Source organism: Klebsiella sp. JN_Kp127, assembly GCF_040062505.1.
Lineage (GTDB): Bacteria > Pseudomonadota > Gammaproteobacteria > Enterobacterales > Enterobacteriaceae > Klebsiella > Klebsiella quasipneumoniae.
The window spans coordinates 53146-68488 of sequence record NZ_JBEAHS010000041.1; the positions used below are offsets into that span (position 1 = coordinate 53146).

15 protein-coding genes and 1 pseudogene are annotated in these 15343 nt (G+C 60.9%); 11 read left to right on the plus strand and 5 right to left on the minus strand.

Annotation, left to right across the window (positions count from 1 at the left end):
* Nucleotides 1-32: 32 nt before the first annotated feature.
* The gene (locus ABLV04_RS15735; protein ID WP_032452996.1) at nucleotides 33-986 is read right to left on the minus strand and encodes a helix-turn-helix domain-containing GNAT family N-acetyltransferase; all 954 of its coding nucleotides are present in this window, start codon (nucleotides 984-986) and stop codon (nucleotides 33-35) included.
* 143 nt (nucleotides 987-1129) lie between these two features.
* Nucleotides 1130-1729: an inorganic diphosphatase gene (locus tag ABLV04_RS15740; protein ID WP_023289834.1), complete on the minus strand. Its 600-nt coding sequence runs from the start codon at nucleotides 1727-1729 to the stop codon at nucleotides 1130-1132.
* A 253-nt stretch (nucleotides 1730-1982) separates the two neighbouring features.
* Between ABLV04_RS15740 and adhP the strand changes: the two genes are divergently transcribed.
* From adhP to ABLV04_RS15775, 7 genes are all read left to right on the plus strand, one after another.
* Entirely contained in the window at nucleotides 1983-2993 is a 1011-nt protein-coding gene (gene adhP / locus ABLV04_RS15745) for an alcohol dehydrogenase AdhP (RefSeq protein ID WP_002906221.1), read from the plus strand.
* 171 nt (nucleotides 2994-3164) lie between these two features.
* The gene (locus tag ABLV04_RS15750; protein ID WP_032452998.1) at nucleotides 3165-4787 is read left to right on the plus strand and encodes a TIGR04028 family ABC transporter substrate-binding protein; all 1623 of its coding nucleotides are present in this window, start codon (nucleotides 3165-3167) and stop codon (nucleotides 4785-4787) included.
* A gap of 10 nt (nucleotides 4788-4797) precedes the next feature.
* A complete protein-coding gene (locus ABLV04_RS15755; RefSeq protein WP_023289836.1) occupies nucleotides 4798-5742 on the plus strand; it encodes an ABC transporter permease in 945 nt (314 codons plus the stop codon).
* Nucleotides 5739-6587, plus strand: coding sequence for an ABC transporter permease (locus tag ABLV04_RS15760; RefSeq protein ID WP_072420114.1), 849 nt, complete (start codon nucleotides 5739-5741; stop codon nucleotides 6585-6587). Before ABLV04_RS15755 ends, ABLV04_RS15760 begins: the two co-directional genes overlap by 4 nt.
* On the plus strand, nucleotides 6584-8200 hold the full coding sequence (locus ABLV04_RS15765; protein WP_023289838.1) for an ABC transporter ATP-binding protein: 1617 nt from the start codon (nucleotides 6584-6586) through the stop codon (nucleotides 8198-8200). The genes ABLV04_RS15760 and ABLV04_RS15765 overlap by 4 nt, the downstream gene beginning before the upstream one ends.
* A complete protein-coding gene (locus ABLV04_RS15770) occupies nucleotides 8200-9186 on the plus strand; it encodes a putative FMN-dependent luciferase-like monooxygenase (RefSeq protein WP_180265889.1) in 987 nt (328 codons plus the stop codon). The genes ABLV04_RS15765 and ABLV04_RS15770 overlap by 1 nt, the downstream gene beginning before the upstream one ends.
* Before the next feature lie 9 nt (nucleotides 9187-9195).
* Complete coding sequence (locus ABLV04_RS15775) at nucleotides 9196-10287, plus strand: alkylhydroperoxidase domain protein (RefSeq protein WP_147733485.1); 1092 nt, start codon at nucleotides 9196-9198, stop codon at nucleotides 10285-10287.
* A 6-nt stretch (nucleotides 10288-10293) separates the two neighbouring features.
* Here the strand turns inward: ABLV04_RS15775 and araJ are convergent, their stop codons facing one another.
* The gene (gene araJ / locus ABLV04_RS15780) at nucleotides 10294-11448 is read right to left on the minus strand and encodes an MFS transporter AraJ (RefSeq protein WP_023289841.1); all 1155 of its coding nucleotides are present in this window, start codon (nucleotides 11446-11448) and stop codon (nucleotides 10294-10296) included.
* Between the two features lie 277 nt (nucleotides 11449-11725).
* On the opposite strand from araJ, the gene ABLV04_RS15785 reads away from it, so the two are divergent.
* From ABLV04_RS15785 to ABLV04_RS15800, 4 genes and pseudogenes are all read left to right on the plus strand, one after another.
* The gene (locus ABLV04_RS15785) at nucleotides 11726-12163 is read left to right on the plus strand and encodes a VOC family protein (protein ID WP_023289842.1); all 438 of its coding nucleotides are present in this window, start codon (nucleotides 11726-11728) and stop codon (nucleotides 12161-12163) included.
* 86 nt (nucleotides 12164-12249) lie between these two features.
* Nucleotides 12250-13068: pseudogene (gene ppk2, locus ABLV04_RS15790) on the plus strand (polyphosphate kinase 2).
* A 178-nt stretch (nucleotides 13069-13246) separates the two neighbouring features.
* The gene (locus ABLV04_RS15795) at nucleotides 13247-13435 is read left to right on the plus strand and encodes a hypothetical protein (RefSeq protein WP_348815885.1); all 189 of its coding nucleotides are present in this window, start codon (nucleotides 13247-13249) and stop codon (nucleotides 13433-13435) included.
* Nucleotides 13435-13758: a CcdB family protein gene (locus ABLV04_RS15800; RefSeq protein WP_023289845.1), complete on the plus strand. Its 324-nt coding sequence runs from the start codon at nucleotides 13435-13437 to the stop codon at nucleotides 13756-13758. Before ABLV04_RS15795 ends, ABLV04_RS15800 begins: the two co-directional genes overlap by 1 nt.
* 43 nt (nucleotides 13759-13801) lie before the next feature.
* Here the strand turns inward: ABLV04_RS15800 and fdnI are convergent, their stop codons facing one another.
* Both fdnI and fdxH read right to left on the minus strand, forming a co-directional pair.
* Nucleotides 13802-14458 carry a formate dehydrogenase-N subunit gamma gene (gene fdnI, locus ABLV04_RS15805; RefSeq protein WP_023289846.1) on the minus strand — a complete coding sequence of 219 codons (657 nt, stop codon included), beginning with the start codon at nucleotides 14456-14458 and terminating at the stop codon, nucleotides 13802-13804.
* Complete coding sequence (fdxH, locus tag ABLV04_RS15810; RefSeq protein WP_032453008.1) at nucleotides 14451-15335, minus strand: formate dehydrogenase subunit beta; 885 nt, start codon at nucleotides 15333-15335, stop codon at nucleotides 14451-14453. Before fdxH ends, fdnI begins: the two co-directional genes overlap by 8 nt.
* Nucleotides 15336-15343 lie beyond the last annotated feature (8 nt).

Sequence of the window (15343 nt, forward strand, 5' to 3'; positions counted from 1 at the left end):
TCGCACTCCCCGCCGGCTAAGGCACCACGCCCTTAGCCGGCGTTTCCTGGCCGGGTAAACTGCTGCTCGGTCATCATCTTTCCCCACTGGTCCCCCTGCCATTCGCGGGTTAACGTGAAGCCAAAGGACTCATACAGTTTGCGGGCCGCGTCCAGACCTTTAAACGTCCACAGCTGAACGGCGCTGAACTGACGACTGTCGCAGAAAGCCATCGCCTCACTGAGCAGCCGCCTGCCAATGCCGGTTCCCCGGCAGCTGTCATCGAGAATGAACCAGCGCAGATGCGCCTGCTGCTGGCCGAGATCCTCGCCATCGATCGCCACCGAACCGACAATCTTCCCCTCGCGCATCGCCAGCCAGATCTGGTTGACCGGCGAGGAAAGCCGGGTGGCGAATTCCGCGACGCCGCTGGCAACCTTGCCTTCAAAAAAAGCGCCGAAATCATGGTGCCGGGCGTAATACTCCCCGTGCATCTGGGCTATCCGGCCGATCGCCCCCGGCTGATAGCCGGTTACCAGCGAAATTTGCGGCGTCGTTTCCGCAAGCGCAGCATCCCGACACTGCGCCAGCGCCTGAGCATAGGCCGCCAGTCCGCTGGCGACGGTCCGCTGCTGCGTCTCATCGAGATGCGCTAACGCCTCCACCACCCGGCGGGTACCGTAGGCGTTAATCGTTGCCACCGTGTCGTGCCCTTTCGCGGTCAGCGCCAGCGATTTAGACCGCGCGTCCTCCGCGCAGGGGCGCTCCTCCAGCTCTCCGGCGGCCAGCAGACGGGCGACCATCCGGCTGACGCTCGATTTTTCCAGCCCGAGCAATGTGACCAGCTGCGCGGCGGTTATCGTCCCCCTGACCGACACCTCCAGCAGGGTATGCACCGCCGAGGGTGAATAGTGGGTGGCGGCCAGCGTGGTGTTCATAAAACCCAGCTCGCGCACCATTAACCGCGAGGCAGTACGGATCTGTTGGATTAAAGGCGTGTCAGACATCGTGAGGCGTCCAGTGAAGTAGATAGTTGTATAATACAACCATTTACTTCAGGCCGCGTCAAGAGGATAAACTATCCAGCATGGCAAGGTAGCGTATCGGATGATGGTGTGCCGCGGGCGCCGGACTGCGCCCGCGATAAGTATTATTGCGGGTTCTTCGCCTTCCAGGCCTCCCAGGCCGATTTGATCTCTTGCTTCGCGGCGGCGGCATCATTAAAACCGGCCAGCTCGACCTTTTTCCGCCCCTCTGGTAGTTCTTTGTAGACCCGGAAGAAGGCCTCCAGCCGCTGCTGCTCGATTTTCGGCAGATCGGTGATGGTCTGAATGTCGTCATAGGTCGGATCAATTTTACTGGCCGGGACGGCGATGATTTTGTCGTCTTTCTCACCGCCGTCTATCATCTTAAGAACGCCGATCGGCCGCAGCTTAATCAGCGTGCCCGGGGCCATCGGCGCGCGGGTGTAAAACACTACGTCCAGCGGGTCGCCATCCCCGGCCAGCGACTGGGTTAATGAACCGTAGTTCGCCGGGTAAGCCACCGGCATCGACTGAAAGCGGTCGGCGACGATAAACCCCGTTTTAGCGTCGGTTTCATACTTAATGATCCCGCCTGCCGGGATCTCGGTGACTGCGTAAAACTCTTCCGGATTGTTTTCCGGCTGCGGGAATTCCAGCACATTGTGAGCCTGCGCGGCGGCGGAAAAAAGCAGACCGGCGGTGAGGAGCGTTTTGACCAGATGCATTGTTGTATCACTCTGTTGTTATAAGAAATTGATGCGCAAAACAATAGAGTTGGGTGATGAAGAAAACATGACTATTCCGTGACGCTATTATTACCTACCAAAATTAGAGGTATTGTCTGAATTTTGTGCTACGGCTGTAGCAAAAAACCACATCCTGTACTAAAGCGCCTTGTTTTTTTCTCCATAGCGTCTAATCCTTATTGGGTAATATTGCATTAATAAAATTAATCAATCCGCTCTCAAGGAGACAGGCATGAAGGCAGCTGTTGTTACTCACGACCATCAGGTTAACGTTACGGAAAAAACGCTGCGCCCGCTGGAATACGGCGAAGCGCTGTTGAAAATGGAATGCTGCGGCGTGTGTCATACTGACCTGCACGTGAAAAACGGCGATTTTGGCGATAAAACCGGCGTTATTCTCGGTCATGAAGGGATCGGGGTAGTACAAAAAGTCGGCCCTGGCGTCACCTCCCTGAAGCCGGGCGATCGCGCCAGCGTGGCGTGGTTCTTCGAAGGCTGCGGCCACTGCGATTACTGTAACAGCGGCAACGAGACGCTGTGCCGCTCGGTGAAAAACGCTGGCTATACCGTCGACGGCGGCATGGCGGAAGAGTGCATCGTCACCGCCAACTACGCGGTTAAAGTCCCGGACGGCCTCGACTCCGCCGCCGCCAGCAGCATTACCTGCGCTGGGGTCACCACCTACAAAGCCGTTAAGGTCTCCCACATCAAGCCGGGCCAGTGGATCGCTATCTACGGCCTCGGCGGGCTGGGCAACCTGGCGCTGCAGTATGCCAAGAATGTCTTTAACGCCAAAGTGATCGCTATCGACGTCAACGACGGCCAGCTGGAGCTGGCGGCGTCGATGGGCGCTGACCTGACCATCAACTCGCGCAATGAAGATGCGGCGAAAGTGATTCAGGAAAAAACCGGCGGCGCCCACGCTGCGGTGGTGACCGCGGTGGCCAAAGCGGCCTTTAACTCGGCGGTGGATGCCGTTCGCGCCGGCGGCCGCGTGGTGGCGGTAGGCCTGCCGCCAGAGGCGATGAGCCTCGATATTCCACGTCTGGTACTCGACGGTATCGAGGTGGTCGGCTCGCTGGTCGGCACCCGTCAGGATCTGGTGGAAGCGTTCCAGTTCGCCGCCGAAGGCAAAGTGGTGCCGAAAGTCACCCTGCGTCCGCTGGAAGATATCAATGCCATCTTCAAAGAGATGGAACAGGGTCAGATCCGCGGCCGTATGGTTATCGATCTGCGTAGCTAATCGCCAGCGCCTCTCCCGCCCGGGCGAGGCGCTTCTCCTTTCGCGCTTCCCCTCGCTTCCCGCCGCGTAAAGTAAATGCAATTTCCGCAAATGCTTAGCGCAATTCCTTGGTTCCTTTGTTTTTAGCCGCGCCCGATGATGGCAACACAATAGATAACAAAGGAATTCACCATGCATCGTCATTTTCGCCTGCCCGCGCTGGCCGCGCTGTTTCTCTCCGGCGCCTTTTCCGTCTGGGCCGCCGACACGCCGGTTAAAGGCGGTACCTTGATTTATCTGGAGCAGCAACCGCACACCAATCTCTATCCACCCGCCGGCGGCTTTTATCCCAATGGCGGCATACTCAATCAGATCACCGACAAGCTGACCTGGCAGAACCCGAAAACGCTGGAGATTGAGCCGTGGATCGCCGAAAGCTGGACCAGCAATGCCGATAAAACCGAGTACACTTTCCACCTGCGAAAAGGGGTCACCTTCTCGGATGGCACGCCGCTGGACGCCGCCGCGGTCGCCAAAAACTTCGACACCTATGGGCTGGGGGATAAAGCCCATCGCCTGCCCGTCTCGGAGGTGATCAATAACTACCAGCGCAGCGAAGTGATCGACCCGCTGACGGTGAAATTCTACTTCAACAAGCCGTCGCCGGGCTTCCTGCAGGGGACCGCCACCATCGGCTCCGGCCTGGTCTCCCTCAGCACCCTGCAGCGCAATTTCGAGGAGCTGGGCGATGCCCGGCACATCATCGGCTCCGGTCCCTTCGTGGTGCAGGATGAAAAACCGGGCCGCGAGCTGACGCTGGTGGCGCGCAAGGATTATCAGTGGGGGCCGAAAAACATCGCCCAGCAGGGCCCCGCTAACCTCGACGGCATCACCTATATTGTCACCCCGGAAGACAGCGTGCGCATCGGCGCGCTGCTGGCGGGCCAGGCGGGCTTTATTCGCCAGGTGCAGGCCTACGATGAAAAGCAGGCGACCGATCAGGGATTTACGGTCTACGCCGCGCCTACCCGCGGGGTCAACGACAGCCTGAGCTTCCGCCCGGATAACCCACTGGTCGCCGACCTGCGGGTGCGCCAGGCCCTGCTCCATGCCACCAACGCCCGGCAGGTGGTGGAGACGCTGTTCTCCGCTAACTACCCGCAAGCCACCTCCGTGCTGGCCAGCTCCGCCGCCGGCTATGTCAATCTGAGCGATAAGCTCACCTTCGACCAGGCCAAAGCCCGGCAGTTGCTGGATGAGGCCGGCTGGAAACCCGCCGCCGACGGCATTCGCAGCAAAGACGGGCAGCGGCTGGCGCTGACGGTCTATGAATCGCTCCCCCAGCCGCAGAATAAAGAAGTGCTGCAGCTGATCGCCCAGCAATGGCGCCAGGTGGGGGTAGCGTTAACGGTCAAAGCCGGGGACGCCGGCAGCCGGACGCTCGACAACCTCGACCCGCAGAAAACCCCGCTCACCGTCTCGGAAGTGGGCCGCGCCGATCCGGATGTAGTAAAAAGCATGTTCTTTCCTAACAACCGTGACGCGCTGCTGCAGAAAGGCGGCTCCAGCGATAAAGTGCAGCACTTTCGCGATGATAAGCTGAACGACCTGCTGACCGGCATCTCCGCGGCGGTGGAGCCGCAGCAGCGCCTGCAGTTAACCGGCGATGCCCAGCGCTATCTGATCGATAACGCCTATGTGATCCCCATTTTCGAAGAGCCGCAGGTGTTCGCCGGCGCGCCGTGGGTGAAAGGCGTCAGCTTCGAAGCCGTCGGGCGTCCGTCGTTCTACGGCGCCTGGCTGGATAAACACTAAGAGGCCGGATATGAGCGCTTATCTTCTGCGACGGTTCGGCCAGGGGCTGCTGGTCCTGTGGGCGGCGTTTACCCTCACCTTTTTCCTGCTGCAGGTGCTGCCGGGGGATGCGGTGCTGATCAAGTTTCAGAACCCGGACCTCGGTCTGAGCCCGGCGCAAATCGCCGACATGCGGCTGGCCTACGGCGCCGACAGCCCGCTGTGGCGCCAGTACCTGCACACGCTGCTGGCGATGCTGCACGGCGACTTTGGCTATTCCCTGCAGGCGGGTCTGGCGGTCAGTAGCCTGATTGCCAGCAACCTGCCGGATACCTTAAGCCTCGCCCTGCCGGCGTTCCTGCTGGCCGTGATCCTGGCGTTTGCCCTCGCTTTCGCCTCACGTCTGCCGGGGCTGCGCTGGCTCAGCAACCTCCTGCAGTCGCTGCCGGTGCTGTTTATCTCGCTGCCCACCTTCTGGCTGGGTATCGCCCTGATCCAGCTCTTTTCGTTTCAGCTGCGCTGGATCCCGGTGATCAACCCCGGTCCGCTGGAGGGGCTGATTTTACCGGTTATCGCCGTCGCGCTGCCCATCTCCGCCCCGCTGGCGCAGATCCTGATGCGCAGCATGGATCAGGTGGCGGTTCAGCCCTTCGTCGCGGTCGCCCGCGCCAAGGGAATGAGCGAGACCGGCGTCCTCTGGCGCCATGTGATGGGTAACGCCCTGCTGCCGGCGCTGAATATAGCCGGGCTGCTGCTGGGCGAGCTGATTGCCGGGGCGCTGATCACCGAGACCGTCTTCGGCCGCAGCGGCCTCGGCCAGCTGACCCAGCAGGCGGTGAATAACCAGGATATCGCCGTGCTGCAGGCGGTGGTGATGATCTCAGCTCTCGGTTTTGTCCTGATCAACCTGCTGGTCGACCTGGTCATGCCGCGGCTGGATCCCCGACTCCAATTACAGACCGGAGGTGCGAAATGAGCCTGGTCGACTATGCCATCGCGGTTCGCCGCCGCCCGGAGTGGCGCAAAGTGCGTCTGCAGCCAGGCCTGTGGCTGGCGTGGGCGGTGATGATCACCGCCCTGTTAATGGCCCTTGCCCCACAGTGGTTTACCTCCGCTAACCCGCTGGAAGGGATCCCCGGCGCTCAGCGCCTGGCGCCGCAGGCGCACTACTGGCTGGGTACCGACCAGCTGGGCCGCGACCTGTGGACGCGGGTGGTTTACGGCGCGGTACATTCTCTGTCGGCGGCGCTGATCGCCGTCGCCATCGGTCTGGTGGCGGGCACCGCCCTTGGCACCCTCGCCGGGGCGCTGGCCGGCCGCGTGGAATCAACCATCATGCGCCTGGTGGATGTCCTGCTGGCTATCCCTTCTCTGCTGCTGCAGCTGACGGTAATCATTCTGCTGGGTTTTGGCACGGTGAATGCGGCGGTGGCGGTCGGCGTGGCGGCCATCGCCAGCTTCGCGCGCCTGGCGCGGGCGGAGGTGGTGCGCGTGCGCCACAGTGATTACGTCGAGGCGGCCCGGGGCAGCGGCGGCACCTTTCTCGCCATCTTCTGGCGTCATATCCTGCCCAACTCGCTCACCGCGGTACTCGCCTTCGCCACGCTGCAGTTTGGTCAGGCGATGCTGGCGCTGGCCACCCTCAGCTTCCTTGGCTACGGCACCCCGCCGCCGGTCCCGGAGTGGGGATTACTGATCGCCGAAGGTCGTAATTACCTGTCGACCGCCTGGTGGCTGACCACCTTCCCCGGCCTCGCCGTGGTCGCGGTGGTCCTAGCCGCCAATCGTCTTAGCCGCCAGTGGAGTGGAGTACGCCCATGAACGTTCTCTCTGTTGAAGATCTGCGCATCAGCTACCGGTCGCGGGGCGAATGGCGCGAAGTGGTGCATAACGTCAGCTTTTCCATTCAGCGCGGCGAAATGCTGGCCTTCGTCGGTGAATCCGGCTCGGGGAAAACCACGACCGCGCAGGCCATTATCGGCCTGCTGGCGGATAACGCCCGCCGCGACGCCGGGCGGATTATCCTCAATGGCGAAGTGATTAGCGACTGGTCGGCAAAACGCCTGAACCGCCTGCGCGGGGTGAGCATCAGCCTGGTGCCGCAGGACCCCGGCAATTCGCTTAATCCGGTAAAAACCATTGGTCAGCAAGTGGAAGAGATCCTGCGGCTGCATCAGTCCCTTTCCGCCGCCGAACGCCGGCAGCAGGTCCTCAACCTGCTCGCTAAAGTCGGGCTCAGCCACCCGGAACAGCGTTTTGACCAGTACCCGCATCAGCTGTCGGGCGGGATGAAACAGCGGGTGCTGATCGCCATCGCCATCGCCCTGCAGCCGGATCTGATTATTGCCGACGAGCCCACCAGCGCCCTCGACGTTACGGTGCAAAAGCGCATTCTCGATCTGCTCGACATCCTGCGGCGCGAGTCGGGAACCGCCGTGCTGTTTGTCACTCACGATCTGGCGCTGGCCGCCGAACGCGCCGACCGGATCATGGTGTTTCGCCAGGGCGAGATTCAGGAACAGGGCGCCACCGAGGCGATTGTCCGGCGTCCGCAGCACCCTTACACCCGCCAGTTGCTCCACGATCTGCAGGACGCGCCGCTGAGGCTGACGGCGGATCGTCACCGTCCGCTGGCCACGCCGGCCATTCGCGTCGAAGGGATCAGCAAACGCTTCTCGCTGGGCAAACAGGCCCTGCAGGCGCTCGACAGCGTCAGCTTTGAGGTCAGACGCGGCAGCACCCATGCGCTGGTGGGCGAATCCGGCTCCGGGAAAACCACCCTGGCGCGGATCCTGCTGGGCTTCGAGCGCGCCGACGCCGGACAGGTGACCATCGACGGTATTGACGCCGGGCATCTCAGCCGCGAGGCGCAGCGTCAGCTGCGGCGCAAAATCCAGTTCGTCTACCAGAACCCCTTCGCTTCGCTCGACCCGCGCCAGACGCTGTTTGCGATTATCGAAGAGCCGTTAAAAAACTTTGAGCGCCTCAGCGCGGCGACGCGTCGCCAGCGGGTTGAAAGCGTCGCCGCCCGGGTGGCGCTGGCCCCGGAGCTACTGTCGCGGACGCCGCGGGAGCTTTCCGGCGGCCAGCGGCAGCGGGTGGCGATTGCCCGGGCGCTGATCCTCGAGCCGGCGATACTGGTTCTTGACGAAGCGACCTCGGCGCTCGATGTCACCGTTCAGGCGCAGATCCTCGCCCTGCTGCAGCAGCTACAGCAGCAGCTTGGTCTGAGCTACCTGTTCATTACCCACGATCTGGCGACGGTGAGGCGGATTGCCGACAGCGTCACGGTGCTGCGCGCCGGCCAGGTGGTGGAGCATGGCGACGTTGGGCGCCTGTTCGCCGCTCCGCAGCAGGCCTACACCCGCGAACTGATCGCCGCCATTCCCCAGGTATCCCCACGCCTGGCTCAGGCCCACATGGAGAACGCATAATGCCTAAACGCCTCGGCTTTTTTACCCGTCTGCTCGATCAGGGCTCCGCACAAACGCGCTACCGGCTGGCGGCCGAACAGATCCGCCACGCGGAGCGCGTCGGCTTCGACAGCGCATGGATTGCCCAGCACCATTTTCATGAACAGGAAGGCGGCCTGCCTTCCCCGCTGGTGTTCCTCGCCCACGTGGCGGCGCAGACTGACCGCATTCGCCTCGGCACAGCGATTATCACGTTGCCCATGGAGAATCCGCTGCGCGTCGCCGAAGACGCGGCGGTGCTGGATTTACTCACCGACGGGCGTCTGGAGGTGGGATTTGGTTCCGGCGGCACGCCAACGTCGTTTCTGCCCTTCGGCCTGACCAGCGAGCAGCGCGGGGCGGTGTTTGCCGACCATCTGCACCTGATCCACAGCGCCTGGCGCGGCGACACCCTCAGCCACCCGGACAACCGTCTCTATCCGCCCGCGCCGCAGCTGGCGGCGCGCATCTGGATCGCCACCTTCTCGGTGGAAGGCGCCATCCGCGCCGGTCAGGCGGGGCACGGGCTGATGCTGTCGCGCACGCAGCCCCGGCCGCCCGGTGAGCCACGCCTGCCGCTGGACGTCATTCAGAACCCGATCGTCGACGCCTATCTGGCGGCGCTGCCGGACGGCGTTGCGCCGCGGATCCTCGCTTCGCGCACCGCCTTCGTCGCCGACAGTCACGCCCACGCCCTGCAGGTCGCCGAACCCGGCCTGCGCAAGCAGGCGGCACAGCACCGGGCTGCGGGTCATCTGATAGAAGGTGACAGTGTCACTGACTATCTGCAACAGCTGGATGCCCACGTGGGCGATCCTGAGCATGTTGTTGCCTCCCTGGCGCAGGACAGCGTGCTGGCCCGCGCCACCGATGTTTCGTTCCAGGTGCACTCGGTGGAGCCTTCGCACCGGGATACGCTGCGTTCCATTGAGCTGATCGCTCAGCATATTGCCCCCCACATCAGATAAGGAGTCACCATGACGCTGAGTCAGGATATTCTGGCCGAACTGGCGGAGATCGCCGCCGGTTCCCCGCTCGACCAGGCGCGCGCAGTCCGCGATGCCGCTACCCGACATGCGCAGGGAAGTTATGAAGTGCTGTTCAGCCAGCAGGACGCCGACTTTCCCCTCGATGAACGCTTCGCGGTGGCGGCAAAGGTGGCGAAGCTCCATCAGGCGGACGCGCTGGCGGCGCACTATGCCGGCTTCGGCCTGGCCGATCCGACCACGGGTCGTCTGGTTCCGGCGCTGGCCTTTGCCCGCCTGCTGACCTTCACCCCCGTCGAAGCGACACCCGGCGCGCTGCAGGCTCTGACAAACGCGGGCTGGAGCCTGCGGGGCATCGTCACCCTGGCGCAGTTGGTGGCCTTTGTCAGCTTCCAGAGCCGCCTGCTGCTGGGTCTGCGGGCGCTCAACCACCAGCCCATCGTCAGCGCCGATACGCCGGTGGTGGCCGGGTACTGGCACACCACCCCGCACGCGCAGAGCGGTAAAGCGGCCCCCGTGCGCTTCACCCGCGAGGAGCTGCACTGGGAACCCTGGCTGGCGGATAAACCGCTGGTGGAATTTAGCGTTGAAGAACAGGCGATTCTGGCCAAATATGGCCATAGCGATTCGCCCTACTTCCGCCTGCTGGCGCGCAACCAGCCGGTGCTGGAGCAGCGGACGCTGACCGATAAAGGCATTTTCTATACCCCGGGGGGATTGCCGCGCGCCGAACGTGAACTGGCCGCCACGGTGGCCAGTAAAATCAACGGCTGTATTTACTGCGCCTCGGTGCATGCCCGCAAAGCGGCGCAGCTGGCGAAGGACGAGACCGCCGTCGACACGCTGCTGGCGGTGACGCCGGGAGAGGATCTGCGCGGTGGGCAGTCGCCGCGCTGGCAGGCGGAAATCGACGCCGCCGCCGCGCTATCGGTGACGCCGCCCGCGCTGAATGCCAGCCATCTGGCAGCGCTTGATGAACAGGGCTTAGATACTCTGGCCCAGCTGGATCTGCTGCAGTCAGCGGCCTTTTTCGCCTGGGCCAACCGGCTGATGCTGACGCTCGGCGAGCCCTGGCGTGAATAAGCGTCGTTAGCAAGCCTGTCGGCGCTGATGGCGGCCGTAGATGAGCAAGGCGCTCATCGCCAGAAACGACAGCGTGGCGGCGGGGAGCGCCACGCTGTTCCAGCCGAAGCCCTGGGCAATCATCATTCCGCCGCAGAAGGCGCCGATGGCGCTCCCGAGGTTAAAGGCGATCTGCCCCCCTGCCGCCCCCAGCATCTCGCCGCCTTTGGCGTTCTGCAGCAACAGGATCTGCAGCGGCGCCGACAGGGCAAACAGCCCGGCACAGCAGAAAAACGCCAGCGTCAGCGAAGCGATTTTATGCTCCCCGAAGGCAAAGATCAGCAGCAGCGTCACAGCGATCGCCCCGTCGGTGATGGCCGCGATGCGCAGCGGACTGTAGCGCCCGGAAATTTTGCCGCTGAACAGGTTGCCGACCACCATCCCCAGCCCCGCCAGCATCATAATCAGCATCATCCGGCTTTCGGCAAAGCCGGAAACGTTGAGCATAAAGGGCTTGATATAGCTGAACCACGCGAACACCCCGGCGTTGCCGAACATGGTGGCGGCAAAAATCAGCCACGGCGCCGGGGAAGCGAGGAAACGGAACTGCTCGCGCAGCCGGGTGGTGGCCCGATCATACAGCGTAGGGACCCAGCAGAAGATGGCCATAAACACCGCGACGTTAAACACCGCGATGAGCGCGAAGGTATAGCGCCAGCTAAAATGATGCCCAAGCCAGGTGCCCCCGGGAACGCCCACCAGGTTAGCCACCGTCATGCCGCCGATCATCCCCGCCACCGCGGCGGTCACCCTCCCCGGCGGCGCGATTTTCGACAGGATGATCGCCCCCACGCCGAAGAAAGCCCCGTGGGGAAACCCGGAAACCAGCCGGCCAAGCGCCAGCATGGCGTAGCTGCTGGAGAAGGTAAACAGGGTATTGCCGAGAATGCACAGGGCGGCGAGAAACAGCATCACCGATTTCAACGAAAACCGACTGGAGAGCAACGCCATGATCGGCGCGCCGATCACCACGCCGAAGGCATACCAGGCAATCATATTGCCGGCGGCGGGGATTGAAATCCCGACATCGCGCGCCATGTCCGGCAGCACGCCCATAATGCCAAATTCCGCCATGCCGAGTCCGAAAGTGCCCAGCGCCAGTGAAAAAATCGTTTTTTTCATACATCTTATAGGGGTATTGAGAGACGGCCGGCATTATTGACCATCCCGCCTCGCCACACCAGCTAAAAACGCCCGACGGCAGTATCCTCCATACAACGGCCTGATTCGTTCATGCGCTCGCCAGCGCCACCATGGCGGTCCTGCTGGCGGCAGAGGCGCCGGGCGATGGATAATTCCCTGTAAAAATTGGTGGGCACGCAGGGACACATTGTGGATTGATCTCAAGTTAACTTGAGGTTGTAAAGTCGAGACATCGTTCACCTCGGGAGAATCATCCATGCAAAATGTTGATGTTGGCTTTACCCATGTCGCCTTTACCGTCCGCTGTCTGGCCAGCAGCATCGATTTTTATACCCGCTACACGGCGATGACCGTTATTCACCAGCGCGAACCCAACCTCCCCTCGGCGCGTAAAGTGGCGTGGCTCAGCGATCGCACCCGACCTTTCGCCCTGGTGCTGGTGCAAAGTGATGACCCTGCCGACACGCCGCTGGGTCCGTTCGGCCATCTCGGCGTCGCCTGCGCCACCCAGGCGGAGATCGATGAGAAGGTCGCCCAGGCGCGGCGGGAAGGCGTTCTGCGCCGGGAACCGGAGCAGCTGGGCGATCCTGTGGGCTATTTCGCTTTCTTTGCCGACCCGGACGGTAACACCCTGGAGCTGTCATGGGGGCAGCGGGTGGGGCTGGAAGTCATTGCCGCGGGGAACGTCAGCTAGCCCGTCCCGGGCGCGAATATTTTCCACCGCCACGCCAGTGAAGGATTACACTTCAAAGGGATACCTCGGCAACACGGAGCATGGCGATGGGTAATAAGAAAAGCGGTCATCCTGTCGACGCGGCGGTGAAGATCGCCCCGCTCGACAATAAAGCGTACTAGAAGGCGCTGCGCAAGCTCCACGTTGAGCTGGTAAAACTGCAGCGCTGGGTGGTGCATAAAGGGCTGAAGGTGTGCATCGTCTTTGAAGGCCGGGACGGCGCCGGCAAAGGCGGCACGATTAAGGCGATCACCGAGCGCGTCAGTCCGCGGATCTTCCGGGTCGTCGCCTTACCCTCGCCCACCGAACGCGAGAAAAGTCAGCTCTATTTTCAGCGCTATATCAAGCACCTCCCGGCGGCTGGCGAAATCGTGATTTTCGATCGCAGCTGGTATAACCGCGCCGGCGTCGAACGGGTGATGGGCTTTTGTACCCCCGAGGAAGTGCAGAAGTTCCTCGACGGCGCGCCGATGGTGGAGCGCGGCATGGTCGAGTCGGGCATTATCCTGCTTAAGTACTGGCTGGAGGTCTCTCCGCAGGAGCAGGAGCAGCGCCTGCGGGATCGCATCGACGACGGGCGCAAGATCTGGAAGCTCTCGCCGATGGACATCAAGTCTTTCAACCGCTGGGATGAATATACCGCTGCCCGCGACGCCATGTTCGCCGCCACCGACACCGCCTGGGCGCCGTGGTTCGTCGCCCGCTCCGAAGATAAAAAGCGGGTGCGTCTGAATATCATCACCCACCTGCTGTCGCAGATCCCCTACGAAGCCTTGCCAGTGGAGCATGTCACGCTGCCGAAGCGCAAAATGAGCAAAATGAAACAGACCAATTTCCCCTTCCGCTTTATTCCGGAGAAGTTCTGATTATTTCCCGCCGCGCTGGTTAATGCCAGCGCCGGGTTTATTACCATAACCATGAATATTTCATGCGGTTGCTTTCCTCTGGAAGTTGCTTCGCAAAATAAAAAACAAATCCGAACCAGGTATTTCTTTTCATCGCACACCGCGTGATAATCAGCTCGCCAACAACAAGGAGCAGATAATGAAACAGAATGCCGTTAACAAGTCACAGACTCGCGATCGTACAACAACGTTTAACCCGCAAAACCAGGCACTTATCATCGTCGATGCGGACAAACGCCGAAAAGACCAGGAATTCATTAAGGCACTGAATGAGTTCACTGCCCGTGCAGGGTTGTTGTCAGAGGATCCTTTTTTCGGAGGGATTTAATGGCGGCACAATTTGATATCTTTCGTAACCCATCATCGAGAACCAATGCGTTTCAACCTTATTTAATGGTAATCCAACATGATTATTTTAATGACCTTGGTACACGTTTAATTGTGCCGCTGAGCTATCATTCTCATTTGACCGGCCATTATCATGCTGCCGCCCCGGTTATTAATATGGAGTTTGAGAAACTGTTCATCAACACGCCGGCAATCACCAGCGTGGCAAAGCAAAGGCTGGATAAAAAATATTTTATCTGCAATTTGGCTAAAGAAAGAACGACCGTGATATCAGCGATGGACGCATTAATCACTAACACATAAACCCGCTCCAGCAAAACTGGAGCGGGCTTCCTGGCCAGACGGCTTACTTCATCCCTTCGCGACTCTCTTTGATCGCCTCCAGACGTTCGACATCGCGATACCAGCGCGGGTGATGTTTCTTCGCCCAACGGCGGCTGACCTTACCTTCAATCATCCCCTTAATCGACCCCTTAACCCAGAACGCCATATACATATGGATAAGGATCGCGTGGATCAGAATAATGGCCGACGTCGCGTGAATTAACAGGCTGTAGCGAATCACCTGAATCGGGAAATAGTGGGCAAACCAGGGACGCCAGATAATCACGCCGGTCACCAGCAGCACAAAAATCATGCTCATGATGGTCCAGAACATCATCTTTTGCCCGGCGTTATATTTACCGACCCGCGCCACTTTATGCTCGTTGCCTTTCAGCACCTCCACAATGCCTTTCAGCCAGGGGATATCCTGTTTATCAGGGATGTTGTGATGGACAAAACGCACAAACATAAACATCAGGGCGATAAAAATCAGCACTCCGAAGAAGGGGTGCAGAATACGCCCCATCTGCGGGGTACCGAAGGTTTCCGTCAGCCACTGCAGGGTCGGGAAGAAAAACGAAATACCCGATAGCGCCACGAGGAAGAAAGCGATCACCACCGTCCAGTGACAGGCGCGATCGATAAAGGTCGTGCGCACTATCATCTTCGATTTACTCATCATGCTCCTCCTCGTCGTCGTCAACTTCCTTATTTGGCCCGATACCGATGTAGTGATAGATAAGCCCGGCAAAGGTAGCGATAAAGCCCGCCGCCGACAGCGGCTTCAGGATCCCTTTCCACAGCTCCACCGAGGTATCAATCTTCGGCGCAGCAGGCAGCTTGTGATAAAGCTCGGGCTGGTCGGCATGATGCAGGACGTACATCACATGGGTGCCGCCGACGCCCTGCGGGTTGTAAATCCCGGCCCTGGCATAGCCGCGTTTTTTCAGCTTAGCCACCCGCTCCTCGGCCACCTCCAGCATCTCTTTCTTCGTACCGAAGTGGATCGCGCCGGTCGGACAGGTTTTCACGCACGCCGGTTCCTGACCGACGCTGACCCGGTCCACGCACAGGGTGCATTTATAGACCCGGTTATCCTCTTTATTGAGACGCGGGACGTTAAACGGACACCCGGCAATGCAGTAGCCGCAGCCGATGCAGTTTTCCTGCTGGAAATCGACGATGCCGTTGGCGTACTGAATAATCGCCCCGGCGGACGGGCAGGCCTTCAGGCAGCCCGGCTCTTCGCAGTGCATACAGCCATCCTTACGGATAAGCCACTCCAGTTTGCCGTTCTGTTCGGTCTCGCTAAAGCGCATCACCGTCCAGGATTTAGCGCTGAGATCCGCCGGGTTGTCGTACACCCCGACGCAGTGCCCCACCTCATCGCGGATGTCGTTCCACTCGGAGCAGGCCACCTGGCAGGCTTTACAGCCCACGCAGGAGGAGACATCGATAAGCTTGGCGACTTCCGCCTTATGATCCCGCGCGCGCGGCGCGGGCGTGATCGGGTTGGTCGCGGAGCGTTTAATAATGTCTTGTGTTTCCATCGCCATTGAATCGC

Bases quoted from the DNA above. Each gene is read 5' to 3' on its own strand.
- ABLV04_RS15735 (WP_032452996.1), bottom strand. From the start codon at position 986: ATGTCTGACACGCCTTTAATCCAACAGATCCGTACTGCCTCGCGGTTA.
- ABLV04_RS15740 (WP_023289834.1), bottom strand. From the start codon at position 1,729: ATGCATCTGGTCAAAACGCTCCTCACCGCCGGTCTGCTTTTTTCCGCC.
- adhP (WP_002906221.1), top strand. From the start codon at position 1,983: ATGAAGGCAGCTGTTGTTACTCACGACCATCAGGTTAACGTTACGGAA.
- ABLV04_RS15750 (WP_032452998.1), top strand. From the start codon at position 3,165: ATGCATCGTCATTTTCGCCTGCCCGCGCTGGCCGCGCTGTTTCTCTCC.
- ABLV04_RS15755 (WP_023289836.1), top strand. From the start codon at position 4,798: ATGAGCGCTTATCTTCTGCGACGGTTCGGCCAGGGGCTGCTGGTCCTG.
- ABLV04_RS15760 (WP_072420114.1), top strand. From the start codon at position 5,739: ATGAGCCTGGTCGACTATGCCATCGCGGTTCGCCGCCGCCCGGAGTGG.
- ABLV04_RS15765 (WP_023289838.1), top strand. From the start codon at position 6,584: ATGAACGTTCTCTCTGTTGAAGATCTGCGCATCAGCTACCGGTCGCGG.
- ABLV04_RS15770 (WP_180265889.1), top strand. From the start codon at position 8,200: ATGCCTAAACGCCTCGGCTTTTTTACCCGTCTGCTCGATCAGGGCTCC.
- ABLV04_RS15775 (WP_147733485.1), top strand. From the start codon at position 9,196: ATGACGCTGAGTCAGGATATTCTGGCCGAACTGGCGGAGATCGCCGCC.
- araJ (WP_023289841.1), bottom strand. From the start codon at position 11,448: ATGAAAAAAACGATTTTTTCACTGGCGCTGGGCACTTTCGGACTCGGC.
- ABLV04_RS15785 (WP_023289842.1), top strand. From the start codon at position 11,726: ATGCAAAATGTTGATGTTGGCTTTACCCATGTCGCCTTTACCGTCCGC.
- ABLV04_RS15795 (WP_348815885.1), top strand. From the start codon at position 13,247: ATGAAACAGAATGCCGTTAACAAGTCACAGACTCGCGATCGTACAACA.
- ABLV04_RS15800 (WP_023289845.1), top strand. From the start codon at position 13,435: ATGGCGGCACAATTTGATATCTTTCGTAACCCATCATCGAGAACCAAT.
- fdnI (WP_023289846.1), bottom strand. From the start codon at position 14,458: ATGAGTAAATCGAAGATGATAGTGCGCACGACCTTTATCGATCGCGCC.
- fdxH (WP_032453008.1), bottom strand. From the start codon at position 15,335: ATGGCGATGGAAACACAAGACATTATTAAACGCTCCGCGACCAACCCG.